The 25,333-nt window shown below is 67.7% G+C and carries 24 protein-coding genes; 14 read left to right on the forward strand and 10 right to left on the reverse strand.

Annotated features, from left to right (window positions below):
• Nucleotides 1-84: 84 nt before the first annotated feature.
• Entirely contained in the window at nucleotides 85-708 is a 624-nt protein-coding gene (locus EV649_RS38905; RefSeq protein WP_130388742.1) for a hypothetical protein, read from the forward strand.
• A 412-nt stretch (nucleotides 709-1,120) separates the two neighbouring features.
• Complete coding sequence (locus EV649_RS38910; protein WP_130388743.1) at nucleotides 1,121-1,453, forward strand: hypothetical protein; 333 nt, start codon at nucleotides 1,121-1,123, stop codon at nucleotides 1,451-1,453.
• Here EV649_RS38910 and EV649_RS38915 read toward each other — a convergent pair.
• Both EV649_RS38915 and EV649_RS38925 read right to left on the reverse strand, forming a co-directional pair.
• On the reverse strand, nucleotides 1,389-2,558 hold the full coding sequence (locus tag EV649_RS38915; RefSeq protein WP_130388744.1) for an amidohydrolase family protein: 1,170 nt from the start codon (nucleotides 2,556-2,558) through the stop codon (nucleotides 1,389-1,391). The genes EV649_RS38910 and EV649_RS38915 overlap by 65 nt on opposite strands.
• A gap of 286 nt (nucleotides 2,559-2,844) precedes the next feature.
• A complete protein-coding gene (locus EV649_RS38925) occupies nucleotides 2,845-3,357 on the reverse strand; it encodes a DinB family protein (RefSeq protein WP_130388745.1) in 513 nt (170 codons plus the stop codon).
• Nucleotides 3,358-3,490: 133 nt separating this feature from the next.
• On the opposite strand from EV649_RS38925, the gene EV649_RS38930 reads away from it, so the two are divergent.
• Both EV649_RS38930 and EV649_RS38935 read left to right on the forward strand, forming a co-directional pair.
• Nucleotides 3,491-8,197 carry an ATP-binding cassette domain-containing protein gene (locus EV649_RS38930; protein WP_130388746.1) on the forward strand — a complete coding sequence of 1,569 codons (4,707 nt, stop codon included), beginning with the start codon at nucleotides 3,491-3,493 and terminating at the stop codon, nucleotides 8,195-8,197.
• Nucleotides 8,194-9,138, forward strand: a complete 945-nt coding sequence (locus tag EV649_RS38935; protein ID WP_130388747.1) for a hypothetical protein — start codon at nucleotides 8,194-8,196, stop codon at nucleotides 9,136-9,138. Before EV649_RS38930 ends, EV649_RS38935 begins: the two co-directional genes overlap by 4 nt.
• On the opposite strand, the gene EV649_RS38940 is transcribed toward EV649_RS38935, so the two are convergent.
• Nucleotides 9,113-10,033 carry an NADP-dependent oxidoreductase gene (locus EV649_RS38940; RefSeq protein ID WP_130388748.1) on the reverse strand — a complete coding sequence of 307 codons (921 nt, stop codon included), beginning with the start codon at nucleotides 10,031-10,033 and terminating at the stop codon, nucleotides 9,113-9,115. The two genes, EV649_RS38935 and EV649_RS38940, sit on opposite strands and share 26 nt — an antisense overlap.
• 278 nt (nucleotides 10,034-10,311) lie before the next feature.
• Between EV649_RS38940 and EV649_RS38945 the strand changes: the two genes are divergently transcribed.
• From EV649_RS38945 to EV649_RS38955, 3 genes are read left to right on the forward strand one after another with little or no spacing between them, the layout of a single operon-like run.
• Complete coding sequence (locus tag EV649_RS38945) at nucleotides 10,312-11,439, forward strand: PQQ-binding-like beta-propeller repeat protein (protein ID WP_130388749.1); 1,128 nt, start codon at nucleotides 10,312-10,314, stop codon at nucleotides 11,437-11,439.
• Between the two features lie 29 nt (nucleotides 11,440-11,468).
• A complete protein-coding gene (locus tag EV649_RS38950) occupies nucleotides 11,469-12,797 on the forward strand; it encodes a Gfo/Idh/MocA family oxidoreductase (protein ID WP_130388750.1) in 1,329 nt (442 codons plus the stop codon).
• Nucleotides 12,798-12,828: 31 nt separating this feature from the next.
• Complete coding sequence (locus EV649_RS38955; RefSeq protein WP_130388751.1) at nucleotides 12,829-14,427, forward strand: arylsulfatase; 1,599 nt, start codon at nucleotides 12,829-12,831, stop codon at nucleotides 14,425-14,427.
• Nucleotides 14,428-14,455: 28 nt separating this feature from the next.
• Here the strand turns inward: EV649_RS38955 and EV649_RS38960 are convergent, their stop codons facing one another.
• Both EV649_RS38960 and EV649_RS38965 read right to left on the reverse strand, forming a co-directional pair.
• On the reverse strand, nucleotides 14,456-15,001 hold the full coding sequence (locus EV649_RS38960; protein WP_130388752.1) for a DUF2231 domain-containing protein: 546 nt from the start codon (nucleotides 14,999-15,001) through the stop codon (nucleotides 14,456-14,458).
• Nucleotides 15,002-15,080: 79 nt separating this feature from the next.
• Nucleotides 15,081-15,674 (reverse strand): TIGR03086 family metal-binding protein, encoded by a 594-nt coding sequence (locus tag EV649_RS38965; protein WP_130388753.1) that lies wholly within the window; start codon nucleotides 15,672-15,674, stop codon nucleotides 15,081-15,083.
• Nucleotides 15,675-15,726: 52 nt separating this feature from the next.
• On the opposite strand from EV649_RS38965, the gene EV649_RS38970 reads away from it, so the two are divergent.
• From EV649_RS38970 to EV649_RS38990, 5 genes are all read left to right on the forward strand, one after another.
• Entirely contained in the window at nucleotides 15,727-16,146 is a 420-nt protein-coding gene (locus EV649_RS38970; protein ID WP_130388754.1) for a MarR family transcriptional regulator, read from the forward strand.
• A 63-nt stretch (nucleotides 16,147-16,209) separates the two neighbouring features.
• Nucleotides 16,210-17,037 carry a hypothetical protein gene (locus EV649_RS38975; RefSeq protein WP_130388755.1) on the forward strand — a complete coding sequence of 276 codons (828 nt, stop codon included), beginning with the start codon at nucleotides 16,210-16,212 and terminating at the stop codon, nucleotides 17,035-17,037.
• A gap of 68 nt (nucleotides 17,038-17,105) precedes the next feature.
• The gene (locus EV649_RS38980; protein WP_130388756.1) at nucleotides 17,106-17,510 is read left to right on the forward strand and encodes a DoxX family protein; all 405 of its coding nucleotides are present in this window, start codon (nucleotides 17,106-17,108) and stop codon (nucleotides 17,508-17,510) included.
• Nucleotides 17,511-17,550: 40 nt separating this feature from the next.
• Entirely contained in the window at nucleotides 17,551-18,060 is a 510-nt protein-coding gene (locus tag EV649_RS38985) for a sigma-70 family RNA polymerase sigma factor (protein ID WP_130388757.1), read from the forward strand.
• The gene (locus EV649_RS38990) at nucleotides 18,057-18,719 is read left to right on the forward strand and encodes a zf-HC2 domain-containing protein (protein ID WP_130388758.1); all 663 of its coding nucleotides are present in this window, start codon (nucleotides 18,057-18,059) and stop codon (nucleotides 18,717-18,719) included. Before EV649_RS38985 ends, EV649_RS38990 begins: the two co-directional genes overlap by 4 nt.
• Before the next feature lie 331 nt (nucleotides 18,720-19,050).
• Here the strand turns inward: EV649_RS38990 and EV649_RS38995 are convergent, their stop codons facing one another.
• Complete coding sequence (locus tag EV649_RS38995; protein ID WP_130388759.1) at nucleotides 19,051-19,290, reverse strand: hypothetical protein; 240 nt, start codon at nucleotides 19,288-19,290, stop codon at nucleotides 19,051-19,053.
• 53 nt (nucleotides 19,291-19,343) lie between these two features.
• The gene (locus tag EV649_RS39000) at nucleotides 19,344-20,054 is read right to left on the reverse strand and encodes a helix-turn-helix domain-containing protein (RefSeq protein WP_130388760.1); all 711 of its coding nucleotides are present in this window, start codon (nucleotides 20,052-20,054) and stop codon (nucleotides 19,344-19,346) included.
• A 66-nt stretch (nucleotides 20,055-20,120) separates the two neighbouring features.
• On the opposite strand from EV649_RS39000, the gene EV649_RS39005 reads away from it, so the two are divergent.
• The gene (locus tag EV649_RS39005) at nucleotides 20,121-20,723 is read left to right on the forward strand and encodes a flavin reductase family protein (RefSeq protein WP_130388761.1); all 603 of its coding nucleotides are present in this window, start codon (nucleotides 20,121-20,123) and stop codon (nucleotides 20,721-20,723) included.
• A gap of 57 nt (nucleotides 20,724-20,780) precedes the next feature.
• Here the strand turns inward: EV649_RS39005 and EV649_RS39010 are convergent, their stop codons facing one another.
• The gene (locus EV649_RS39010; protein ID WP_130388762.1) at nucleotides 20,781-21,038 is read right to left on the reverse strand and encodes a hypothetical protein; all 258 of its coding nucleotides are present in this window, start codon (nucleotides 21,036-21,038) and stop codon (nucleotides 20,781-20,783) included.
• 529 nt (nucleotides 21,039-21,567) lie between these two features.
• Between EV649_RS39010 and EV649_RS39020 the strand changes: the two genes are divergently transcribed.
• The gene (locus EV649_RS39020) at nucleotides 21,568-24,060 is read left to right on the forward strand and encodes a helix-turn-helix transcriptional regulator (protein ID WP_130388764.1); all 2,493 of its coding nucleotides are present in this window, start codon (nucleotides 21,568-21,570) and stop codon (nucleotides 24,058-24,060) included.
• A 66-nt stretch (nucleotides 24,061-24,126) separates the two neighbouring features.
• Here EV649_RS39020 and EV649_RS39025 read toward each other — a convergent pair whose 3' ends face one another.
• Both EV649_RS39025 and EV649_RS39030 read right to left on the reverse strand, forming a co-directional pair.
• Entirely contained in the window at nucleotides 24,127-24,912 is a 786-nt protein-coding gene (locus EV649_RS39025; RefSeq protein WP_130388765.1) for an arylamine N-acetyltransferase, read from the reverse strand.
• Between the two features lie 24 nt (nucleotides 24,913-24,936).
• On the reverse strand, nucleotides 24,937-25,332 hold the full coding sequence (locus EV649_RS39030; protein ID WP_130388766.1) for a VOC family protein: 396 nt from the start codon (nucleotides 25,330-25,332) through the stop codon (nucleotides 24,937-24,939).
• Nucleotide 25,333: the final 1 nt, after the last annotated feature.

Below are 25,333 nucleotides of genomic sequence, written 5' to 3' on the forward strand. Positions count from 1 at the left end.
TGGACTGCGCCGGATCGACCCGAGGCTCACCGTCGTGTCAAGTGGACTGCTTGTGCGGGAACATCTGAGCGATGGGACATTGCCATGACGGAAGGACACGGAGTGCGGCGTCAGCCGAGCAAGTACGACATCAATCTTCCCCGGCTCGACTCTCGGGTGCTCGAAACCAACAAGCGCAGGATTGTCGCCGGACGTCGGCAGGACGGTGTCGAACTGGCCGACCGCCATCGAGACCTTCGCATCGGTGATGCCTACCTCGTCAACGACGACAGTCAGGTCTCGCTGCAACGAGCAGTGCACACTTTGGCGGGGTACTTCAAGCGGGAGTTCAGGTACGACTACAACCAGTACCCGGTGGCGCGTGATGGGTTCGATCCGCGGGAGGCTTGGTTGTGGGTCGCCGATGAGTACACCAACCTGCGGGCGGTCGGGGCCGCACTGTTCCATCAGGACCGCTTCAAAGCTCCTGCGGGGAGTGAACGCGACTGGCAGATGGCCTGGGTCCTGGAGTTTGTTTGGCTACACCCGTACGAGCGCGGTCAAGGGCTGCTGAGTGGCTCTTGGGAGGGCTGGCGGGCTAGACATCCCGGATTCGTGGTCGAACAACCGTGGTCGCCCGCAATGGAAGGCTTTCTGGAGCGACACCCACACGTGTACTACGACGGGAAGGCCACGTCTGACATCCTTGCGAGGCTTCGCAGCAGATAGTCAGCCGTCGGCAGGCACTCGTGGGACAACGCTGGAGGTCAGCCAGGATGAGCCCTGTGAGGAGGCAGCGTCCTGCGACCTCGCGTGGCCGGTTCGCAACCGGCCGGCGAGTCCATCCGGAGGGCCGCCCCGCCTTTACTCAGCACAATCAATAGAAGACGATGGCAATGTACATACAGGGATGCGAAGGCTGGCATTGTGAATCCGCAGGTCGCGGGTAGATTTGGTAATTGATGACAAACGATGAGCGCATTCTTGCCAGTTTCCGCGGGTTGTGGGTTCGAGTCCCACGGGGCCTACAAATCCCCTGTATGAGTCCGGGTCATCCTTGACGGGTTGGCTCGGGCTCTTGCTTTACGCGGCTCCGGTAGATGCTTGACGGTGGCTTCGGTTGTTTCTTGACACTCGACTCATGTTGCAGGAGCAGAAGTACCAGGCCGCGCCGATCCTCATCGCGAAGGCCACCGCAGCCCTCGGCGGCGCACTGCTAGCCGCCGCGGTGGGTTACCGGGCACTCGTCCTCCTGGTCGCGGCTGCGTGCGCTCTGGCGGGCGTTCTGCTGTTCGCCGTACGGCGGTTGCCTACTGGTATGCACGTCCCAGGCAATGCGGAGCGGCTGCTGCAAGGAGATCTGGGTGGTCGTCGCGGACCGGTGGCGCGACGGGTCCGAGACACCGGGCTCAGTGGGCGCGTTGGCCGTGGCGGTAGACGGCTCGGACATCGAGGAGTGCTGCGGGGTCTGTGAGGGGGTTGCCTGCGACGGCGAGGATGTCGGCGTCGTAGCCGGGGGCGAGGCGACCCTTGTGGTCGTCGATGCGGCAGAGCCGGGCGGGTAGTGAGGTGACGGCGCGGAGGGCGTCGAGGGTGGAGTTGCCGACGCGCTCGACCATCATTGTGACGGCGTGGGGGAGGATGTCGTGTGGTTTGGGTGGTCCGATTCCGGCGTCGGTGGTGCAGACGAGGGGTATGCCAGCGACTCTGAGTCGTTGGAAGTGGTCGCTGAGTCCGGCGAGGCGCGCGGCGATGCGTGGTGGGGGTACGGTGCCGGGCCGGATGCCGAGCGTCAGAGACACTGTGATGCCGGCGGTGGCGATCGCTTCGACGAGGTCGGGTCGGTCCTCGATTCCGTCGGGGGTCATGAAGGTGCAGTGTTCGAGGGAGTCGACTCCGGCGGCCACGGCGTTCGTGATGGCGTCTGCGGCGTGGGCGTGGGCGGTGACGGGCAGCCCGAGCCGGTGTGCTTCTTCGACTGCCGCGCGCAGTTCGGCGGTGCTGTATTGGGCCTGATGGGAGTGGGTGCCTGGCGTCAGTTCTCCGCCGCTGGCCATGATCTTGATGACGTCGACGCCGCGCTCGGCGTGGGTACGCACCGCGGCGCGAACGCCCGCGACGCCGTCGGCCTGCCCGCCAAGGAACCAGCAATGTCCCCCGGTGATGGTGATGGGCGGCCCGGCGGCCAGGACCTGCGGGCCCGAGGCGGGGTCAGCGGCGTACTCCGTGCGGAGCCGCAGGGCCAGATAGTCGCGGTCACCAAGGTCCCGCACGGTGGTGACACCGGCGGCGAGAGCGGTGCGAGCAGCCTTGCGCATCCCGGCCAGTAGCTCGTCGTCGCTGGCTGTGGTGAGGCGATCGACCGGATCGGCGCTGGCGTCGAAGCCCAGGTGCAGGTGGGCGTCGATGAGACCGGGCAACAGTGTCACGTCGCCGAGTTCGACGACCTCGGCCCGATCGGGCGTGCCTCCTCCGCTGCGTACGGCGAGAATACGGCCCTCCGCGACGAGCACGGTGGCATCGCTGATCAAAGCCGCGTTGTGCCCGTCGAAGAGCCGGGCCGCCCTGAGCGCAAGCATGGCGGGCATCCTTCCGTGGAGTCCGATCGAGTTGTCCGTGCTGGCGGTCAGGCCTGTGGTGCCTGTGCCGGACGGGCGGCCCAGGCGAGGGCCAGGCCGGCGAGGAGCGCGCCTGGGGGCGGCATGAGCAGCAGCGAGGCCAGGTCATCACCGTACTCCGGTCCGTCGCGGCGGCATCGTCACCTCCGGCCGCGAAGGCAAGACCGTCCTCTACCGAGCCGATCGCGACGGCGCGGCCACGGCACCGTCCGACCTCCAGGCCTACCTGAAAAACCTGCTGCTGACCTCAGCCCAGCGCGAGCTGCTCGCGGTGGAAGTCGTAGTGCTGGGTCGGGAAGTGATAGACGTCAGCCAGCGTCATGTAGTCCTTGAAGAACGGATCCCATCGGGTCGGGTAGTGCATGCCCCGTGCCAGGTCTGCATCGGTTTCGGCGTCGAGCCGTCGGTGAAGCTTGTCGACGACGTGGTCGAACATCACGACCATGCGAGCCGGGCTGACTGTGCGGCCGGCGGCGTACGAACCGAGGAAGTTGATCTCATCGAACGGTCGGGTTCCTGCATTCAGCAATCGCGCGTATGTGCGACTTGCTCCGCGGGGCAGCCGACCGAAGACACGAACCAGCCGAAGCAGCGCGCGGATGATCAAGTAGCCCAGCAGCATGTGAAACAGCAGTTGGCGGTTGTTCCACCGCGTGCCGTTCGACGGCCTCCGCAGTACCTCGTCATCCGCCGACTCGACCAGGCGGCGGAAATCGGCACGAACCCGCTCGAGTTCCTCGTGCACCGACGTCCTGTCCATGGCTCCATGGTGTGCTGTGGAACCTCTGCAGCGCCATGATCAGATCGGCTGCCTGGTGTTCGCGCCGGTCGACGCGGGGGACGTGAGGCGCCGGGGCGCGGGTCCGGCGGCGGGGCCCTGCGAGGATGGTGGGGTGGATCGCCGAGGTGCGGGAGACGGTGCGCTCGGGCGTGCTCGCGGGCGGGTTCTCGAGGTGCGGGGTGCGGGTGCGCACAATTTGCGGGATGTTGATGTGTCGTTCGGGCCGGGGCTGACTGCGGTTGTTGGGGTGTCGGGGTCGGGTAAGTCGTCGTTGGCGTTCGATGTGGTTTATACCGAGGCTCGTCGGCGGTTCGTCGAGTCGTTGGCGCTTGGCGGGAACCGGGCGCGGGTTCCTGCTGCGCAGGTCCGGCACATTGCGGGACTGGGTCCGGCGGTAGCGGTTGCTCAGAACGTGCTCAATCGGAATCCGTTGTCGACCCTGGCGACGTCGGTCGGGTTGCATCCGTTCTTGCGGATCCTGTACTCGCGGTTTGCCGAGGTCGAATGCCCCGATTGTCACGTGTCGGTCCGGGCCCTGTCTGCCGAGGAGCGCCTCGCCGTTGCGCTGGACCTGCTCGCTCGCAACGACGAGCTCGACGTTGATGTGGCGATCGTGCGAGGTCTGGTCGGAAGTCACGAGCGCCTGCTGGCCGGCGTGCGAGGAGAGTTCGCCCAGGTGAGGGTGGACGGCCGCCCGTGGGCAGCGACCTCGCGGAGTCGTGTTCCCCACCTCGACCCGGCGCGGCCTCACGACGTCGTCGTTCGAGTGGCGACCCTTCAGCAGGGCCTGTCGCCGGCCGAGGTCCGGGCCGCGTTGGAACGGGCTGACGCGTTGGGCAGACCCGAGGTGCTGCTCGGTGGTACGCCGGTATTGCGGGCGCCGATCTGCCCGCAATGCGGCGCGTGGGTCCGGCCACTCGCACCATCGGCCTTCCGTGGTGACAACGACACCTCGTCGCATCGCATCGCCGGCCTCACGTTCCAGGAGCTGCTCGGTCGATCGGTGACCGAGGTCCTCGAATTCGTGCAGCGACTCCCAGAGGGGTCGCGACGCCTCCAGGACGAGTTGCTGCGACGCCTGCGTCCGTTGCATCAGTTGGGCCTTGGTTACCTCGCCCTCGACCGGTCGATGCCGACGCTGTCGCGTGGTGAGGCGCAACGTACCCGGCTCGCCGTCGTGCTTTCGGGGCGTCTCGAAGACCTGCTGCACGTCCTCGACGAACCGACCATCGGGTTGCATCACAGCGATCTCAGACGACTGCTCGACGCCATCGCCGGCCTTCCCGGCCCGGTGCTGATGGTCGAACACGACCCGGTTGCCGTCGCGATGGCGGACGATGTCGTGGAAATCGGACCTGGCGGCGGCGACGCTGGAGGACGACTGGTGTTTCAGGGCCCGCCTGCAGAGCTGTGGCGGGCCGGCACGGCGTCGGGCATCAGCTTCTCCGCTGGGGCTCGTCGGCAACGTTCGCGGCGCCCGGTATCCGACGACCGGATCAGCGTTGCAGGGGCGAGCCTGCGTAACCTCCGGAACGTCGGCTGCGAGATCCCGCTCGGATCGCTGACGGTGATCACCGGGCCGTCAGGAGCAGGCAAGACCACCCTGAGCCACGACGTACTGCTGGCGTCCCTGCGCGAGCGTGGTCCTGTCGGGTGCGCGACGTTCGACGCACCGGTGATACGGGCTCGTGCGGTGGATCAGGCGCCGCTGGGCAAGAACCCCCGCTCGAATCCGGCGACGTACACCAAGGTGTTCGATCGGATCCGCGAGGTTTTCGCGAACGAGACCGGACGCCCCGCCACGGACTTCACCTTCAACCGGGCAGAGGGCGCGTGCCCGGACTGCGAGGGGATGGGCTCGGTCGCGATCGGCATGAGCTTTCTGGCGCCGATCTGGGTTCCGTGCGAGGCCTGCGACGGTCAGCGCTATCGATCCGAGGTTCTCGAAGCGACGTCGGCGGGTCGGTCGATCGCCGATGTGTTGGCACTCAGCGTCGACGAGGCCAACGCGGCGTTCGCCGAGCACCCGTCGGTCACGAGCATCCTGCAGTCTTTGCAGGAGGTCGGGCTCGGTTATCTGACGCTCGGACAACCGTCGCCGAGCCTTTCCGGTGGAGAGGCCCAACGCGTGCGGCTGGCCCGCGAGGTGGCCAAAGCTCGGACCGGCGACCTGGTGCTGCTCGACGAGCCCACGACAGGTCTGCACCCTGGCGACCTCGATCGGTTGCTCGCGGTGCTCGACCGGCTGACGGACAACGGCTGCACTGTGGTCGTCGTCGAGCACCAGCCCGACGTGATCGCCGCCGCTGACTGGTGCATCGATCTGGGCCCGGGAGGCGGTCCCGATGGCGGACGGCTGCAGCACTGCGGGCCACCTGTTGCCGAGAAGCGGCCGAGGGTGCATCCGCGCACCGAGCCGCGCACCGATCGACGCTCCAGCAATGCTATCCGCGTACGCGGCGCTCGCGCCCACAACCTGCAAGGCGTCGACGTCGACTTCGCCAAGGGCCGATTCACTGTCGTCACGGGCGTATCGGGTTCGGGCAAGTCGTCGTTGGTCCACGACGTCGTCGAGTCGGAGGCGAACCGGCGGCTGCTCGAGTGCCTGTCGGTCTACGAGCGCCAGTCGGTCCGCGAGGGACCGGAGGCTCCGGTCGACTCGCTGACCGGTCTGGGCCCGACGATGAATATCGACCCGTCCGGCCGGGTCCTCGACGCGCGTGGGCCGGGCGTCGACGTCTGGGACCGGGTGACCATTGGCCGGTCCGGCGACCTCGATCGTCTGCTCGCTGTGATCATCGCGCGGGCCGGTGTCCGCACTTGCCTGGCCTGCGGCGCAGGTTCGGTACGCCGGACGTCCCCGAAGCCGGAAGCGCCGTGGATGTGCGACGACTGCGGGACCAGCGCCGTACCGATCGAGCCGCGACATCTGGTGGGGTCACCGGTGTCGACCTGTCCGCAGTGCCTGGGCCTCGGAGTCGAGCACGAGTTCGACTTCCCCAACCTGATCGTGGATCCGGATGTGCCCATCCTCGGCGGCGTCTTCGGCGGCAGTCTGGCCTGGTTCGGCACAACCCGCGGCGAGGAGCCGCCGATGCGGTCGCTGGCCGAGCGCTACCGGTTCGACCTGGACCGCACCCCCTGGAAGGCGTTGAGTGACGAGGCCCAACACGCCGTGCTGTACGGCGACGCGTTCTGGCGCGGGTTGAATTCGTGGGCCGCGAACGATGTCGGGGGCAAGGACTCGACCGTGTTCCCGTGCCGGGAGTGTGGTGGTCGGCGGCTCCGTTCGCCGTACCTGGCAATCCGCATCGAGGGACGCGGACGGGATGAACTCTTCTCGACCTCGCTCGCCGACCTCGAGTCCGTCCTGACCTCGATGGACGAACCTGAGGATCGACAAGCGGCAGACGCCCGGAGCATCGCGCTGCGCCGGCTCGGCTTCCTCCATGCCGTCGGGCTGGGCTACCTCGACCTGAACCGGGCGACCTGGACGCTATCGGCCGGTGAAGCGCAACGCATCAAGTTGGCGTCGGTGCTCGGGGCCGGACTTGTCGGGATGACGGTAACGCTCGACGAACCCTCGAGGGGCCTGCATCCCTCGGAGGTGACCACCCTGGCAAGGACGCTGACCGAGTTGCGGGCCGCGGGCAACACCGTCATCGCCGTCGAGCACGACCCGATTCTCATCCGCGCGGCGGACGACGTCATCGAGATCGGCCCTGGTCCCGGACGGTCGGGCGGTCGCTTGGTCGGACTGGACAGCCCGCAGTCCGTGACGCGAGCGGTTCTGGACGGAAATGTCCCAGCCACGCGCCGCGACGGCCGTCGGGAGCCGACAGGCTGGATGCAGGTCACCGGAGCGCGGGAGAACAATCTCGACGGGCTCGACGTCCGCGTTCCGCTCGGCGTGCTGGCCGGAGTCTGCGGGATGTCCGGGTCGGGTAAGTCCTCGCTCGTCGTCGACACCATTGCACTGGGCCTGACCCGGCCCAAGACCAACATCTCTGGCAGTGGCGTGATCCGCGTCCGCCCGGGCGATCATGACGCCATCTCCGGTGCACCCAGGCGAACGGTTGTGGCTGACCAGTCCCGCGCCGAGATCACGTCACCGGGGATGTTTCTCGGGCTCATCGGCGCCGTCCGGAAGGAGTTCGCCGGCACCGAGGCAGCAACGGAGCAAGGCATCACGATCAAGGATCTGGCCTATCGCTGCGACGCTTGCAAGGGCAAAGGGGCCTGGCAGCAGGACATGTCTTTCCTGCCGTCGATTCCTCAGACCTGCGAGGCCTGTGCCGGATCCGGGTACCGCCGCGAGGTCGCCACGCTGCTCCACCGTGGCCGCAGCCTCGCCGACATCGAAGACCTCACCATCGACGAACTGGTCGACGAGTGGGGCGACCTCGACGCGGTACGGCGAGTCGGTGAAGCCGCCGTCGCGCTCGGGCTCGGCTATCTCGTCGTACGCCAGCCGGGCTGGAGTCTGTCCGGTGGCGAGGCACAGCGGCTCAAGCTCGCCAAAGAATTCGCCCGTACGACGAAGACACCCGCCCTGTACGTGCTGGATGAACCGACCGTCGGGCTTCATGCCACCGACGTCGCAGTGCTCGTTCGCACACTTGACACGCTCGTTGCTGCTGGCAACAGTGTGCTGGTCGTCGAGCACGATCCGGCGTTCCTCGCCGCCTGCGACTGGCTCATCGAACTCGGCCCTGGCGCGGGCCCGGACGGCGGCCGAATCGTCTTCGAGGGTCCACCCGACGCGCTCGTCGAGGCCGACACCGCCACCGCGCCGCACGTTCTCGGGGTGCTGCCATGAACCTCGGCACTCTACTGCTCGGAGACCCGTCCCCATCGCTGCGGTGGCGAGCCGCCCGGGAACTGGAGGGGGCCGCCGATGACGATGCTGAGGTCACCGCGTGGCGCACTGAGATCGATCGGAGCGCGGAGATCGATGCACTCGTAGCGCGACTGGCAACAGCCGAAACCCAGCCGTACGTCGCGGGCTATCTGCTCTGCCAACTGGCCTTCCTCGGGTACCGCGGGCCTGCCACGGCGGCTGCGGTCGAGAAGATCTTCGGCGCCCAACAGCCCGATGGCTCGTGGTCGATTCCGCCAACCACCCCTGGCTCCGCCGAAGGTCCTCGCTTCATCACCATGCACACCGTCGTACCGCTGCGCGGCATCGCCGCCGCCGGCTTCGCCACCGATCCCCGTTCCGAGCGCGCCTACGAGTGGCTGCTCGGTGTACGTCTCCAGGACGGATCCTGGCCGTCCGGCCCGAAGGCCGACCTCGGGCAGGCGGGCCGGCCGACGCCGCCCGAGAAGGAGTACCGCCGGCTGACCCGCGGGCTTGGTTGCCGATCGGCGACGACCGGTGCTGTCGCCTGCCTGGCGATGCACTCCGAGCGACGGCGATCCGACGCCGCCCGGATCGGCGTCGATCACCTTCTCGCACGGGAGACCCGGGATGCGTCGACCCTCGGTTGGGAGGTTTCGCGTCTGGTCGGGCTCGAACGAGCGATGGGACAGGTCACGTTCTATGCCACGCACGACCTAGCCTTCCTGCTCGACCTCGCCTCCCGTTGCGGCGTCTCGCCGCAGGACCGTCAGATCCGTGGCCTGGTCGACTACCTGGAGACGCTGCGCGGGCCTTACGGACTCTGGCAACACCCCACACATCCCCAGCTCGCCGGTTGGCTGTCTCTGGTCCTCGAGAGCAGCCTTCGGCGCCTCAGTGCAGGGGCGGCTTCACCGTGATGATGATCCTGCCGCGCGTGTGCTCTGCGAACGCGGCGGGGACGGCAGCCAAGTCTTGGACATCCGTTACGAGCGGTTTGAGTCGGCCATCGCGGACGCGAGCAGCCAACTGAGCCGTCTGTTCGCGGTGGGGCTCGACGACGAAGAAGATTGCTCTGCCGTTGCGAGGGTCGACGGTCGGCGGGTCGGCGACAGTGACGAGGGTGCCGCCGGGGCGCAACAGCGCGGTGGAGCGGTCGCGAATCTCGCCGCCGATCACGTCGAACACCACGTCGACCTCGCCGGCGTCCTCGAGGCGGTCGCTGTCCAGGTCGAGGAACTCGTGGGCGCCCAGGGTGCCGGCCAGGTCCCGGTCGGCGGCCCGGCCGGTGCCGATGATGTGGGCACCGGTCTCGCGGGCCAGTTGTACGGCGACCGACCCAACGGAACCGCCGGCGCCGTGGATAAGGACGGTTTGGCCTGCTTGCAGGTGAGCGTGGTCGAACAGCGCCTGCCAGGCCGTCAGACCCGGCATCACCAGAGCGGCCGCGGTGACGTGGTCGACGTCGGCGGGGAGCGGAGCCAGATTGCGAGCTTCCACAGCGGTGTACTCGGCGAGCGAACCGTTGCGGGCCCAGTCGGTCAGCCCGAAGACCCGCTGGCCGACCGTGAGACCCGTCGTACCGTAGCCGAGCTCGATGACCACTCCGGACACCTCGTGGCCGAGGACACTTGGCGTGCGGTCACGGCCGGCGCGGTCAGTCCAGGTCCCGGGCCAGTCCGGCTCGCCTCGGAGGAAGCCGGCGGCGTGGACCTCCACGATGACGTCGTTCTCGGCGGCTCGGGGGTGGGGCAGCTCGGTCAGGGACAGCCCGTAGCCATCGGCCTCGCGGTCCCGGACAGTGATGGCACGCATTGAAGATCCTTCGCAGTGGTCGTTGTGACGGTACTCCTCGACCGTAGGCAGCTGCGGCCCGCGATCGCTGGGCCATTCGGACGCGGTTTCGATGGGCCACCTGGGCTGCGCCGTTGGCTTGTTACGGTCGGGTGGTGCTTGTACGCCGTCGGGCTGTCCTTCTTGGTGCCGCCTCTGTGCCCCTGCTTGTTGCGTGTGGGGAGACCGCGGACAAGGCCGCGCCGAAGTTGAGGCTTGAGAAGGTTTGGCAAGAGCAGGTGGTGACACCGGGGGCGGCTATGCCTGGGCGGGTGCGGGTGGTGGGGGATGCCATCGTGGTGGCCGACGGCACGGGAACGGAGAACGCCCGGGTCTGCTGCTTCAACGCAGCAGACGGTGCGCGGAAGTGGGTGATCGACGGCAACAAACCGCTGGCGGTGCCGGAGTGGGGGACCGTCTGGGTTTGTGTCGTCGGCCCAGGAGTTCTGGGTATCACGGCGACGATGGTTCAGCGGCCGGCGGTGCGGGTTGCCGGGGACGTCCTGCCGGTATCGGTTGCGTCTGCGCCTAGGGGTACGACGACCAGCGGGGTCGTCGGTGTCGACGTACGGACGGGCGATCCGGTCTGGGGTTTTCGGGCCGTTGCGACCCCGTCCACTGAGCGCACGATGGTCACGGCGGTGGCCGAGTCCGTCGTGCTCGCGACCGTCAGCACGCCGTTCGGCCCCGGCTGGCCGAACAGGGCCCAGTCACCGACCACGATCGCGCTCGACACCAAGACCGGCGCCGAGCTGTGGCGTGCCGCAGATGTCGTCGGAGTCTCGGGTGACGGGAACTCGGTCGTCGTCGCGAGGCGGACGGCGGCGTCCTGGCACCTGGAGGTCCGGGACGCGCGGACCGGAAAGACGCGCTGGTCAGGTACGCATCAGTCGCGCGGACCGTACGAACACAAGGGAACGGCCGGGGACCACACCGTGCTGCAACACGCGGACCGCACCGATATCGACGTGATCCGGTTGTCCGATGGCGCGGTACTCGTTCTCGATACCGACACTGTGCCGAACGTGGTGGCGAGCGATCCGCCGTTGCTCGTCTGGGACGGCGGGGTCGCCTGGTGGGCCAAGGGTCCGAACGGCTTCGTCACCCAGGCCTTGCCCCAAGGCTCGCCCACAAAGGGGAAGCATCGGCCCAAGGGCCTGGAGTTCAGGGCGGCGTACGGCGTTGGGCCGTACATCTGGGGCCTCCTCGGCGACACGCAGCAAACCGACAAGAACGACTACTACCTCGTGGGGACGATCGCGGTGGACCGCACCGGTGCGCCGTGCTCGCCGAGCCTGCAAGGAGTAGCCCTCGCCGACGTCTCCGACAAGTGGCTGGTCGTCGGCCGAAAGGGGTACGTCGAGGTCCACCGGATCACGACCGCTTGACCAGCCGGCCGAGAGAAAGACAGCGATAGATGCAGACAGTTCTGTCCACCGATCCCCGTCCGTCCGCGCCGGTGCGCGCTGTGCTCGTCGGCGCCGGGCATCGCGGGGTGCTCTACTCGCGCTACGCGCAGGTCGCGCCCGACGCGCTGGCGATCACCGCGATCGTCGAGCCTGATCCGACGCGTCGCGAGCGGTGGGGTACCGAGTTCAGCATCCCCCAGGCGGCCCGGTACTCGTCGCTGACCGACCTTCCGGACGCGGGCGCGGTCGCGGAGGTGGCGATCGACGCCACGATGGACCAGGATCACGTGCCGACCGCCATCCACCTGCTCGCCGCCGGGTACGACGTGCTGTTGGAGAAGCCGATCGCACAGAGCGCGCCGGAGCTCATGGCCTTGGCACAGGCGCAGCGGACGTCCGGACGGACCTTGATGATCTGTCACGTGCTGCGCTACGCACCGTTCTACAGCGAGGCCAAGCGCCGCATCGTCGCCGGCGAGATCGGTGAGCCCTTGAGCATCGAGATGGCCGAGCACGTCAGCTACGACCACATGTCGATGGCGTTCGTGCGTGGTCGCTGGGGCAACTCCGAGCAGTCGGGTTCGTCGATGCTCCTCGCCAAGTGCTGCCACGACCTGGATCTCATGACCTGGCTGTGCAACGCCGCGGCCCCGGCCCGCGTCGCCAGCTCGGGATCCCGTGGGATGTTCGTACCGGAACGTGCACCGCAGGGAGCAGGCACCCGGTGCCTGTCCGACTGCTCGATCGAGGCGACGTGCTCGTACTCGGCACAGCGGCTGTACGTCGACCTGAACAAGTGGCCGGAATACATCTGGGAGCAGGCCGAGCACCTGAGCCCTGATCTCGACCTGGACCAGAAGCTCGAGTCGTTGCGCACCGACAACCGCTACGGCCGGTGCGTCTGGCACGCCGACAACGACGTACTCGATCGCCAGACTGTGAGCGTCGAGTTCGCCGACGGTGTCATCGGGTCCTTCGCGCTGGCGACCAACACACCGGCGTCGAGCCGCACGCTGCACGTCGTCGGGACCACCGGTGAGATCTCCGGGGCGTTGGAGGACGGGACGCTTCGGGTACGTCGCATTCGCACGGACGGAGCTGCTTCGTTCGACGAGGAGATCATCACCACGTCGGTGACCAACGACATGCACGGCGGTGGCGATCATCGTCTGGTGGCGGACTTCGTCCGAGTCGTACGCGGGGAGCCGGCCAGCGTGTCGAGCACGCAGCTCGCTGACTCGGTCAACGGCCACCTCTTGGTCTTCGCCGCCGAACGCGCCCGGCAGCAGCACCGCTGGGTCGAGCTGGCCGAGTTGCAGCCCACGGTCGACGCCTGACGCCTCACTACTCGAACCGACGCGGAGGAACGTGCCGAGCACCCGCCCCAACATCGTGTTGATCATGGTCGACGACATGGGCTACTCAGACCTCGGCTGCTACGGCGGTGAGATCGACACACCTAACCTGGATGCGCTGGCGGCCGGTGGTGTTCGGATGTCGCAGTTCTACAACACCGCGCGCTGCTCTCCCGCACGCGCATCACTGCTCACCGGGCTCCATCCGCATCAGACCGGCATCGGCGTACTGGTCGAAGACGACCGACCGCTGGGCTATCCGGGCACGATCAACGACCGGTGTGCCACGATGGCAGAGGTGCTGGGCGCGGCCGGGTACACGACGGCCATCCGCGGCAAGTGGCACCTCACCGGGAGCCTGCACTCGCCGGACGGGCATTGGCCGACCCAGCGCGGCTTCGACTCGTTCTGGGGGATCATCGCCGGCGCAGCCAGCTACTACGATCCGGCGACGCTGACGTGCGGCACCGAGCCGGTCGGGGAGTTGCCCGAGGACTTCTACCTCACCGACGAGCTCGGCCGACGCGCTGCCGCGTTCGTCACCGAACACTCCCAGGCCAGCACCGATCCCTTCTTCCTCTACCTGCCGTTCAATGCGCCGCACTGGCCGTTGCACGCGCCGCCGGAGGCGGTCGCTCGCACCCGCGGCCGGTACCGCGAGGGCTGGGACGTCCTGCGGCAGCGGCGATACCGGCGACAGATCGAGTCCGGGCTGATCGACGGCAGTTGGCCGCTCAGCGAGCGGGACGCCGAGGTGGTGCCGTGGGCGGAGACCGCTGACACCGACTGGCAGGAGCGGCGGATGGAGGTGTACGCCGCACAGGTCGAGCTGATGGATGCCGCAGTGGGCACCCTGGTCGAGGCACTGACCCGGACCGGTCAGCTGGACGACACAGTGATCATGTTCCTGTCCGACAACGGCGGCTGTGCGGAGGAGATCCCGACTGGCTGGGTGGATGAGCTGTCACGTCGCCCCATCCACACCCCAGCCCGGACGCGCGACGGGCGTCGGGTACGGCGTGGCAACGACACCACTGTCACGCCTGGTGGCCCTGAGACGTTCGCGTCGTACGGCAAGCCTTGGGCGAACCTGTCCAACACCCCGTTCCGGGAGTACAAGCACTGGGTGCACGAGGGCGGTATCGCGACTCCGATGATCGTGCACTGGCCCGGTGGCGAGCTGCACTGCGGTACCGATCATGATCCGCATCAGCTGCCAGACGTACTGGCGACCGTACTCGAGATCACCGGGGCCAGTTATCCCCGCGATGTGCTGCCACTCGAAGGGCGGAGCATGCTGGACTCGTGGCGGGGTACGCCGACGCCGGAGCACCCGCTGTACTTCGAGCACGAGGGGAACGCCGCCGTCCGGATCGGCGCGTGGAAGCTCGTCCGCAGGTACCCGGGAGACTGGGAGTTGTACGACCTGGCCTCGGACCGCACCGAGCTGACGGATCTGAGTGCGGACCATCCGGATCGGGTACAGGCGATGTCGGCACAGTGGCAGGAGTGGGCCGATCGCTGCGATGTGCTGCCCCGCGAGCAGGTGCTCCGGGCGACCGGCGAAGGGTTCGGCCACGTCAGCGACGTACAGGTTTCCAGCTGGCGGTGAGCTTCTGCGTCGGACCGCAGCGCCGGGGTTAGTTGCTCTCAGCAAAGGAATCGCGGCGAGCGGTTCCGCGGTTCAGAGCCAGATGCCCGCCGAGGAAGCCGGCACCGGCTATGACCAGGTTCCCTGCCAGGGCAAGCTTCGTGCCGGTCCGGTGCTTGCCGCGCAGACGTGCGACGACCGAGCTGGCGAAGAGGACTATCGCAGTGTCGGCGCCGAGCGCGTGGATCGCGCCGATCCGGCGTTCGGCGCCCGACAGGTCGGCCCAGTCGGCGGCGCCTGCGATCGCCGTCGGCACGGACGCCAGTACGCCGAACCCGGCGAGGAGCCCCGCACCGCGACGCGACTGGGATCCACCGGCCAGGTCGAGGAGGGTGGTGCCGAGCCAGCACCCGGTGGTCACGTCGGTGAGCGAGGGATGGATCGAATGACCGAGTACGTCGGTGTGCAACGGACTGCGGCGTACCCAGTCGATCAACGGCGCATAAGCCAGCTCCTGAGCACGGGCCACGCGCTCAGAGAGCGAGCTTTCACCGACCGCGCGAGCAACGCGCTGCGGCAACGGTCTCGACGCCATCCTCTGAAGATACGCTCAAGTCCAGCGCAGGGGCAGTGTTGTTCCGGGTGTTGGGGCGGTTGGGGAACGAGCTTCCCGCTCAGTTGGGCCAGGTGGGGTTGCGGCCGAGGTGGGCGACGATGTGGTCGAGGGTGTTCTCGCCGGACCACGGTACGTCGGGCGCGAACGGCGCACCCGGGGTGAGGCGGACCTCGCCCGTGGGCACGACCTGGGCCACGTCCTGCGCCGCCTCGAGCGTGGCAGGGGCGAAGGTCACCGCCGTACCGAGCGACTTGGCGACGTCCCAGCTGTGGACCACGTAGTCGATGAAATGGAAGCTGATCGCCTGGGCGCCAGGGAACGCGGCGTCCGGCCCGAACTCGGCGAGCGTGAACGTCCGCTCCGCGACACCCGGCTGCGCGAACGCGTCCAGGACATGCTCGGCGGATTCGACGTACGCCTTCACCGGGTCGTCGCCGAGATCGCGGACCTTCCAGATCGCCGGGTCGGACTCGCCGCGAGAGGCAGCCGCGAAGCCGTAGTGCTGGGTGGCCATGTGGGCGAGCAGCCCGTACAGGGTCCAGGCGCGACACGGGGTCGGCTTGGACAGGTCGTCAGTGGTCGCGGACGAGACGAGCTCGATGCTGGCCCGGACGGCTTCGGCGTCGAGCTGAACGTAATCAATAGTAGGCATGGGCTTATCGTAAGCGCCAGCATATGATTGCGCCAGTGCTACCTTTCCGGGCATGGCAACGGAGCGCCCCGACCTCGCCGCGATGCTGTATCCGCTGGTGCGGGAACTGATCGCGCTCGAACTGCCCGTGCTCGCCGCGCACGAGGTCTCGATGTGGGGCTACTCGGTGCTCACCGCGCTCGACGACACCCCGGTCCGGACCCAGGCCGCGCTCGCCGAGGCGATCGGTGCGGACAAGTCCCGCATCATCGGCACCCTCGACGAACTCCAGCGGGCCGGGCTGATCGAGCGCACCCCGGACCCCGCCGACCGCCGCGTCCGCCTGCTCTCGATCACACCCCAGGGCCGCAAGGTACGCCGTACCGTCCGCAAGGAAATCCAGGCGCAGGAGGAACAAGTCCTCACCACGCTCGCACCGGCGGACCGCAAGACCTTCCTCCGCATCCTGCAAGAACTGCACGGTTCACGCTGACGGTGGAGGCCGATCCCTCGCGCGGGTGATCCGAGCGCGACCGAGGCTCCACAGACTGGCCTTATGAGGCGAGCGGTTGTGGTGTGGGCGGTTGCGTACGGCGGTCTGCGGATCTGGTTCGCGACCGGTCACGCACCCGAGTGGAAGCTGCCCGGAGACGATCTGCTGATCCCGAACTGGGTCTCGGTGATCGGCTGTCTGGTCACCGCCCTCGCCGTGATCCGGATCCGGCCGCGGTTGCTCTGGGCGCTCGCCGCGGGCTGGCTCGCCGCGGCCGGGTTCATCCTGCTCGACCTGGTCGCCACCGTCCTGCCAGGCCTCGGCATCCCGATCGACGTACCCGGGATGCTCAGCCGACTCGGCGCGGTCGCCGGCACCGTACTGCTCGGCCGCCTCGCCAATTCCCATCAGCCCGAAGCCAAGCCCTGGCCGCCGTGGGTCTCAACCGCGGGCGCGTGCCTCGCGGCCGTCGGGTGCTTGACCAGGCTGGCGGCGCAGGCAGCCGTCGGTTTCGAGAAGGTGCCGTACGGCGGCAACCTGTCGATCGTCCTGTTCGAAGGCGGCTTCGTCCTCGCGGGAACGGTCCTCCCGTTCCTCCTCGTGCACCGCATCGGCCGGTACTTCCCGCGCTGGCTCCTGCTGCTCCCCGGCTACACGATCGGCGCCGGCATCACGGCGTACTTCACCGTCGGGCTGCTCCAGATGATCGTGAACGTGGTCCAGGGCGAGCCCGCGTACGACGATGTCGGCCTCCCGGAAAGCTTCTTCTGGGTCGCGGTCCCGGCGTACGTCGTCTGGGGCGCCGGTCTGACCGTCGCGGCCCGGGGGTACCAATTCGCCACCCGAAAGGCAACCGATTCGGAATGTGATCTTCAAATCACTCAGCGTTGAACCAAGTAGAGCGTTCAATCGTTCGAACCAGGCACAAGACCCATCCACACCGCGAGGAGTGAGGCCCTGTGCAGGTGCTCGAGCGTTTTCAAAAAGAAGTGATCGCCGTCTTCCGGATCGTCGTCGGGTTCCTGTTCGCCACCCACGGCGCGGCCGCGCTGTTCGGCGTCCTCGGGACCGAACAGGTCAGCGCGTTCGTCTGGCCGTCCTGGTGGGCGTCGTTGATCCAGACGGTCGGCGGTGCGCTGGTGATGATCGGGCTCGGCACCCGGTACGCCGCGCTGCTGTGCTCCGGATCGATGGCCTACGCGTATTTCAGCGTGCACCAGGCGGGTGCTTTGCTGCCCGTGCAGAATGGTGGCGAGAAGGCGGCCTTGTTCTGCTTCGCCTTCCTGCTGATCGCTTTCCTGGGCAACGGCGCCTGGTCGGTGCAGCGGGCCGCGAGAACACCGGTGCAGGCAGCGACCAAGTAACCCGATGTCAGACCCGCAGTCCCACAGAGCAGGAGCGCCGATGGCCGACGACCGGGCGACGCTACTGCGTGAGCTGCACGATGTGCACGCTCCTGCGCTGTGGCGGTTCGTCGTCCGGCTGACCGGCGACGACCGGCTGGCGGAGGACGTGGTCCAGGAGACCCTGCTGCGGGCCTGGCGGCGGCCGAACATCTTGGCCGAGGACGAGGCGGGGGCGCGGGCGTGGTTGTTCACGGTGGCGCGCAACCTCGTCATCGACGACCGGCGCAGCGCCCGGGTCAGCCGGGAGGTCGCCAGCGACGACCTCCCGGAGAACCCGAGCGCCGACCACGCGAACGCCGTACTGGATGCGTGGCTGGTAGCTGAGTCGCTGGCTCAGCTGTCGGAGGAACATCGGCAGGTGATCGTTCGTGCGTACTACGGACGCCGTACGGTCACCGACATCGCCGAGGAGCTGGACATCCCGTCGGGCACCGTGAAATCGCGGCTGCACTACGGGCTGCGGGCGTTGAAGCTCGCGCTGCAGGAGAAGGGGGTGACGAGCCAGTGAGCGACCCGTACCGGGAATGGGACGCGGCCTACCTGCTCGGCGCGCTGTCGGCGAAGGACCGGCGCGTGTACGAGGAGCATCTGCACACCTGTGAGGAGTGCTCGGCCGGCGTTGCGTCGCTGGCCGGCATCCCCGGGGTGCTGGCGGCCTTGCCGGCCGACCGGGCGCTGGCCACCATCACGGCGGATCCGCCGAATCTGCTGCCCGGTCTGGTCCGGAACGTCCAGCGCGACCGGCGCAGGCAGCGGATCCGGTTCGGCGCGCTGACGACCGGGATCGCCGTCGCGGCCGCTGTCATCGGTGCGCTGATCATCGTCCCGCTGACCCGCGACGAGCCGAAGGGCGACTACGTCGTACTCGCCCAGACGGTGTCCAGCAAGCTGTCCGCGGACGCCCGGTTGGTGCCGGAGCCGTGGGGTACGACGATCGAGATCAGCTGCCGGTACGACGAACTCGCGACGCCGAGCGAGCGCGCCCGCGGGTACGAGTTGTACGTAACGGACACGTCCGGAAAGGTCGAGCTGATCGCCAGCTGGACGTCCTCGCCCGGGACGACGGTGAAGCCGGCGGCAACTACCAAGCTGCAGCGCAGCGAGATCAAGGCCCTGGACATCCGCAGCTCGGAAACCGGACGCGTGCTGCTGGCTGTTCGTTTCTGAGCGTGCATGACCGTAGCCCGTCGGGGCACCTGGGAAGCACGAGCGGCGGTCGCTCGAGAGGCCGCCGATCCAGGCCCCGGTGTTCAGGGACGTGCACCGGGGTCGCCGTACGTCGTGACCAGGTTGCAAGAAAATTCTGGCGATTCTGTAACACTCGGGCCGTCACCGGCGATACACCGTGTGTAACGCCACTGAGGATCCCGTCCCAGGCCGACCGCCCGAAGGGTCTGGGACGGGGTTCTCGATGCTTCTGAGGCGCCCAAGCAGCGTTACGAACGAAGGCCCCCGGTGACTCATCACCCCGGGGGCCTTCGTACTGCGCGTTCCCTCCCTAGGACGCTTGTTCAGTCGGGCCGTTCGACTCCGGGAGAGCGATCCGGTCCGCCGGTAGGCGTTCCGTCCGCTCGTTGCCGTCGTCGCCCTCGTACTGCACCAGAGCGGTCCATCCCGATTCCTCATGGTCGCGGCCGATCAGCCAGCCGCGACGCCACTTGCCATCCGCGAGGACGACAACATGGCTGGGCAGAGGGAGTCGGGACACCAGATCGGTGCCGGGCTCGAACTCAGTCATGGCCGAAGGCTAGGTGGTTTCGGAGCCGAGCGCCTCCCGGACGCGTGTTACTTCTATGTTTCACGCGGGCCGGGCTGCAATTCTCTGACAACTCTCACCGGCAAACCGAACGCTTGAACCGAACCCGACACCTTCAACGCGCGACCGCCCGGGATGTGCGTCACCCAGTCGTTCCGCAGCGCGTGCCTGCACAACGCGGCCCCGACCGCGCCGGCGAGATGCGGCCGGCGTTCGGTCACGTCCAGACACGATCTGATGGCCGGCCGACCGCGTCGTACGTCGACCTCGATGCCGAGATCTTCCAACCAGGCTTGGCCTTCCGGCGTCAACGCGATCCCGTCCGACCAGTCGATCAGGCCACGCTCCGTCATCGCGTCGGCGAGCGCGACGCCGAGCTTGCCGGCGAGGTGGTCGTAGCAGGTGCGCGCCCGCGCGAACGCGTCCCGCTTGCTCACGGCGGCCAAACTGTTCGCGACTTCTTCACGACGCGGTGTCAACGCGGCAAGACCTTCAAGTAACTCGGCCGTATCCGGTCCGGCGAGCTTCACGTACCGGTGCCGCCCCTGCCGCACCTCGGTCAGCAACCCGCCGCTGACCAGTTGATTCAGGTGTTCGCTGATTGTCGGCCGCGAAACTTTCGCCAACCTGGCCAACTCACTGGCAGTCCACGCCCGCCCGTCGAGCAACGCCAGACAAACAGTCGCCCGAGTCCCATCGGCCAACATCCGAGCCCACCCCGCCAACTCCTCACCTTCGGCCGTCATACCCCCATCATCCCGCCCCCACAGTTAGGCGAGTGCCGAACGGTCTCGTGTCTAGCGTCGGTTCACGTGACTCATCTGACGATCGAACCTTCCATCCTGTACGTCGGCACCCCGGTCGCACTGCTCGCGACCGTGAACGAGGACGGCACCGTCAACCTCGCCCCGATGTCGTCGGCCTGGGCGCTCGGCGACGTTGTGGTGCTTGGGGTCGGTATCTCGGGACAGACTGCGATTAACCTGGGTGCGAGGCCGGAGGTAGTGATCAACTATCCGTCACCCGAGCAGTGGAAAGCCGTCGAACGCCTGGCCCCGTTGACTGCCGCCCACCCAGTCCCGTCCCACAAACAGGACCGCTTTCGCCACGAACGCGCCAAGTTCACCGCATCCGGCCTGACTCCAGTCCCCTCCGAACTCGTCACCCCACCCCGAGTAGCCGAATGCCAACTCCAGTTCGAGGCCACAGTCGTACACTCAGAGCTAGATGCCAAAGGCAACTTCCTGATCGCCCAAGCCCGGGTCGTCCGAGTACACGCCGCCCAAGAGATCGTCGTACCAGGAACATCGCACGTCGACCCAGCCGCCTGGTCACCCCTCATCTACAACTTCCGCCACTACTACGGCCTAGGCCCCGAACTAGGAGAGTCCTTCCGCACCGAAACCCCAAGGTAGGCGGCTGGGTGCGTACGCCACTCTCGGCGAGCGGTTGGAGCCTTCTTCCTGGTCGGATTACTGAGCGGTTTTCCGGCGCAGCCAAGTGACTGCGGCGAATCCGGCTCCGGTGACGGCGATCCCGCCGACTGTTCCGGCGCCGATCTGCGCCAGATCCAGGTTGAGGCCACTGTCTGCGGGGCGGGTCGATGGTGCGTTCGCACCGGATTCAGGTTTCGTGATTGCGCTGGCCGGCGCGGTGATGGCCAGCGGGAGGCCGGCGATGCCGATCGTGGCGGCAATGGCGGCGATTCTGGTGATGGTCTTGACGGCCATGGGAATTTGCTCCTCAGTTAGTTGGACTTGCCAATGACTGTCCGAGATGAGGAGGGCCGCCGACATCGGGCATCCGCGCGCAAATCTGCCGTCGTTCGCCTTATGCCGCTGTCATTTGGAGCGGCAGCGCCTTAGTTGCAGTCGCGTGCGCCAAGTCGGGCTGCGGCGCCGGAGGTGAGATCGGAGGGTGAGGGCTCGCTGGCCACAGTACGAACGGGGGCGCATCATGGGGTATGGCCGACTTGTTGGTCGGACGTGGGGGCGAGGCTGCGGTACTGCGAGGATTGATCGCGGATCTGCCGGAGCGCTCAGCGGCCGTGATGGTTCGAGGCGAGGCGGGCATAGGGAAGACACTGCTCGTCCGGACAGTTCTGGACGAGAAGTCTGGTAGCGGTGTGCGGGTCTTTCGTGGCGCCTGCGCGCCGATGTCCGGTGCGACCGCCTACAGCGGCCTAGGCGCCATGGTGACGGCTGCGCCGAGCCAATCTGCAGCATCCAGCCAGTTCCCGTCGGCTGCTGCCGCCCGAGCATGGTCGATGCAGACCCTTGCCGGACGCTCGACGACGCGGCACAGGGCACAGTTCTCCTGGTCGAGGACGTTCACTGGGCCGATTGGTCCACGCTCGACTTCCTTGCCCATCTGACACGTAATCTGCCCGAGCGCCGGGTGCTGGTCCTGCTGACATGGCGCGACGAGGCTGTCGATCACGACCGCCTGACCTGGCTGGGGGAAATGCTTCGAACCCCGGGGTTCGTCGATCTGCCGCTTCGCCGACTGACCGAGCAGGAGACGTTGCAGCAGTTGCGCCGTCTTCAACCCGACTGCACGGCGGAGACGGTCGCTGCCGTTTACGGGCGCAGCGTAGGCAACCCGTACCTGAACGTCGAACTAATCCGCGGAGACCTGACTGTCCCGGCTTCGTTGCGCCAGCTACTGCTCGCGCGTCTGCAGGCACTCTCGCCGACGGCCCGCGCAGTCGTCGCGGCCACTGGCTCACTGGCCCGCGCTCTCGATGACGATGACCTTCTGGCGGCGGCCGACGCTGCCGCCGACGCCGTCCGAGAGGCCTGTGACTCCGGTCTGGTGATCCGCGACTCGGAGGTTGGCTGCGCCGCACGGCACCCAGTGATCGCCGAGGTCGCGTACGACCAGTTGCTGTCATCGGAACGTCGCGACCTGCATACGCGACTCGCGAAGCATCTGGCGGGCCGCATGAGCGGCGAGGCCACTGCAGCGAAGCTCGCCGAGGTCGCTGAGCAGTTTCATCGCGCTGGCGAGCGAGACGCAGCGTTCAGTTGGGCTCTGATGGCGGCCCGTGCCGCCGAGAAGGAGTACGCGTTCGCGGAGGCCGGGCACTGGTTCTCCGTTGCGTCGTCCTTGTGGAGGCTGTCGGACCTGGCCGATGACCGGGTGCCGCAGCGCCTGGTGCTCGCCGAGCGGGCGGCCTCGCTGCTGAGCGGCGCCGGCCGGCATGTCGAGGCTCTCGCCTTGCTCGACGCGGCGGTAACTGATCGCGACACCGAGGTCGGCACGCTCGCGGCCCTGCTGATGCGTGGCACACTGCGCGGACTGACCGACGACCTCGCGGGCGCGATGGCGGACCTGCAGCGAGCGCGGCGTCTGGTGTCAGCCGGTGACGACCGAACTCTTGGCCAGGTTTACATCTCGCACGCGATGATGCTGCGCGGCTACGCGCACACGGCTGAGACCGCTGAGGCGGCCCAGGCGGCGCTGGAGCATGCGACCAAAGCCGGTGACACCCGGACGATCGGGCAGGCTCGGTCGATGCTGGGAGGGGTCGCCGCCAACGAGGGCCGGCTCGACGAGGCGGTCGAAGAGGCGGCGGCAGCGCTCAAGATCGCTCGCGACCTCGCCGAACCCGAGGACCTGGCCATGGCGGCGATGCACCTGACCTTTGTGCACGGATTGCGCAACGACACCGACCAGGTGGTGGCGGTCGCGGACACCATCCAGACCGAGTTACGGCACTTGATGGTCAACGAGCACTGGATAGAGGGCATCCTCGAGAGCAATGCCGTCTACAACCTCTATCTCGCTGGTCGGTGGGACGAAGCGCTGGACAGGGATGACAACATCGGCCGTCTCCCGTCCGGACCGGCGTTCAAGGATTCCCAGCTCGCGCTGATCCATCTTGCACGAGGGAACCTCCAGAAGGCCGTCGAACTGATGCACGGGCAAGAGGTGTTCGCGGTCGACGACCAGCCCCAGGACAAGAGCGACTACGCCGAGACCATGGCCCTGGTGCGTCTCGTCCAGCATCGCCCGCGCGAGGCCCTGGCTCTTGTCCTCGACTCCGCCGAACTCAGTCACGACACCGAAGACGAGCTGATTGCCGGCTCGGTGCTGTGCATCGGTCTCGAGGCAGCGGTCGCAGCGCAGTCAGCTGACGGCTTCGATCGACTTGTGGCGCTCCTTCGGCGTGCCGTTTCTGGGGTCCAGGCCGCTGCGCTGGCTGCGATTGTCGACGGTGAACGATCCCGGATCCGCGGCACGCCCGACCCGGTGGCGTGGCTGACCGCAGCACAGGAATGGGCGTCACTCGGTCGGCCGTACTGGGAGGCGCAAGCCCGACTGAGGGCAGCCGAGGCGCTGCTGGCCCAGCGCAGGCAAACTGGTGCCCGAGGTCGTGCGACCGAAGAGCTGGAAGCGGCGCGGCAGATCGCCGACCAGCTCGGTGCGGCACCGCTGCTCAGCCGGATTCAGGCGCTGGCGAAGATCGCTCGGATCCATCTCGACGACTCCGCGACCGAGCACCACGAGCGCAGCGGTGCCACCGCAGATCCACTGTTACCGTTGACCGAGCGTGAGCGGCAGGTGCTTGCCTTGGTTGCGGCTGGGCGGACAAATCGTGAGATCGGCGCAACGCTCTACATGAGTCCCAAGACTGCCAGCGTGCACGTCACGCACATCCTCGAGAAGCTCGGCGTACAGAGCCGCGTCCAAGCCGCCGCCGAAGCGGTCCGGCTCGGCCTGACAGGCCACCCGGAACGACCCACCTGACGACTAGTTCCGCTCCGCTCCCGTGGAGGGCGCCGACCTGGTAGTCGTCCGCGTGCGGTTGACGTGTCAGACGTGGCGGAGGCGGTCGACTTCTTCTTCGCTGAGGATTACGTCTAGGGATGCCAGTACGTCGGGGAGGTCCGCTGGGGGTACGGAGCGTTCGGTGGTTTGGCCGTTGGCGTGTTCGATGGTGAGGGTGTTGCCTACCAGGCGGCGTACGACGCCTTCGGCTACTCGCATTACTACGGGGCGGCCGGTGAAGGGGGAGTTCGGGTGGGTTGAGACGTAGTGGTGGTAGACCTCGTAGTCGATCGGGCGGACCGGCTCGTCGTTCGAGGCGTGCTGGGGGATCCACCCGTCCGAGGTCTGCTTCGAGAGCGTCCACAGGTCGCCGTCGAGGGTGAGGCGATGGTCCCAGCCGGCCTGGTCGACGACAGCGCCGTCCTTCAACGGGGTCGGATACAGCTGACCGGCCCCGAAACCCACGTCCGCCAGGAACTCCTGCTCGTCGACGCCCACCTTCAGCAGCGCATGCGTCCGCGGTCCGGCCTTGTGCGGTTGCACCCGGGCGACCCGCCGTACGACGTCGAACCCGAGCTGCTCGAGCGCGGCGGCGAACAGCAGTGCGTGCTCGTAGCAGTACCCGCCACGTTGGCGGCCGACCAGCTTGGCCTGGATCGCGTCGAGGCCGATGCCGGGATGCGTGCCTAGGATCACGTCGATGTTCTCGAACGGGATCGCGAGCACGTGCGCCCGATGCAGGCTCCGCAACGCGTCGGCGGACGGGTGCACCCAGTCGTGCCCGATCCGGGCGAGGTAGGCGTCCAGGTCCAGGTCGTCGATGTTCCACATGCCCGCTACCTCAACACTTCCAGTTCACTTGAGGTCAAGCTCGGTGAACAACGTGAGCTGGATGCCGCCCGGGGTTTCGAGGCGGGCGTTCAGCGAGTTCCACGGCGTACGGGTCGGCTCGGCGATCACGTCAGCGCCGGCGTCGGCCAGCTGCGTCGTTGTCTCAGCCGAGTCGGCGACCTCGAGCGCGACCCGGAATTTGCCGGCGACCCGCCGCCCGACCTCGACCTCGTCGATGTACTCGGCCTGCGCGGTATTCGCGATCTCGAGCGTCGCCCGACCGGCCTCGAGGATCATCACCTGGGCGTCCCCTGTCGTGTAGGACTCGCGCTCGGGCAGCCCGAGCGCGTCCCGATAGAACGCCACCGCGGCGTCGTAGTCGTCCACCGTCACCACCAACCGCAGCTCTTTGACACTCATC

It is taken from the genome of Kribbella sp. VKM Ac-2569, from assembly GCF_004216905.1.
Lineage (GTDB): Bacteria > Actinomycetota > Actinomycetes > Propionibacteriales > Kribbellaceae > Kribbella.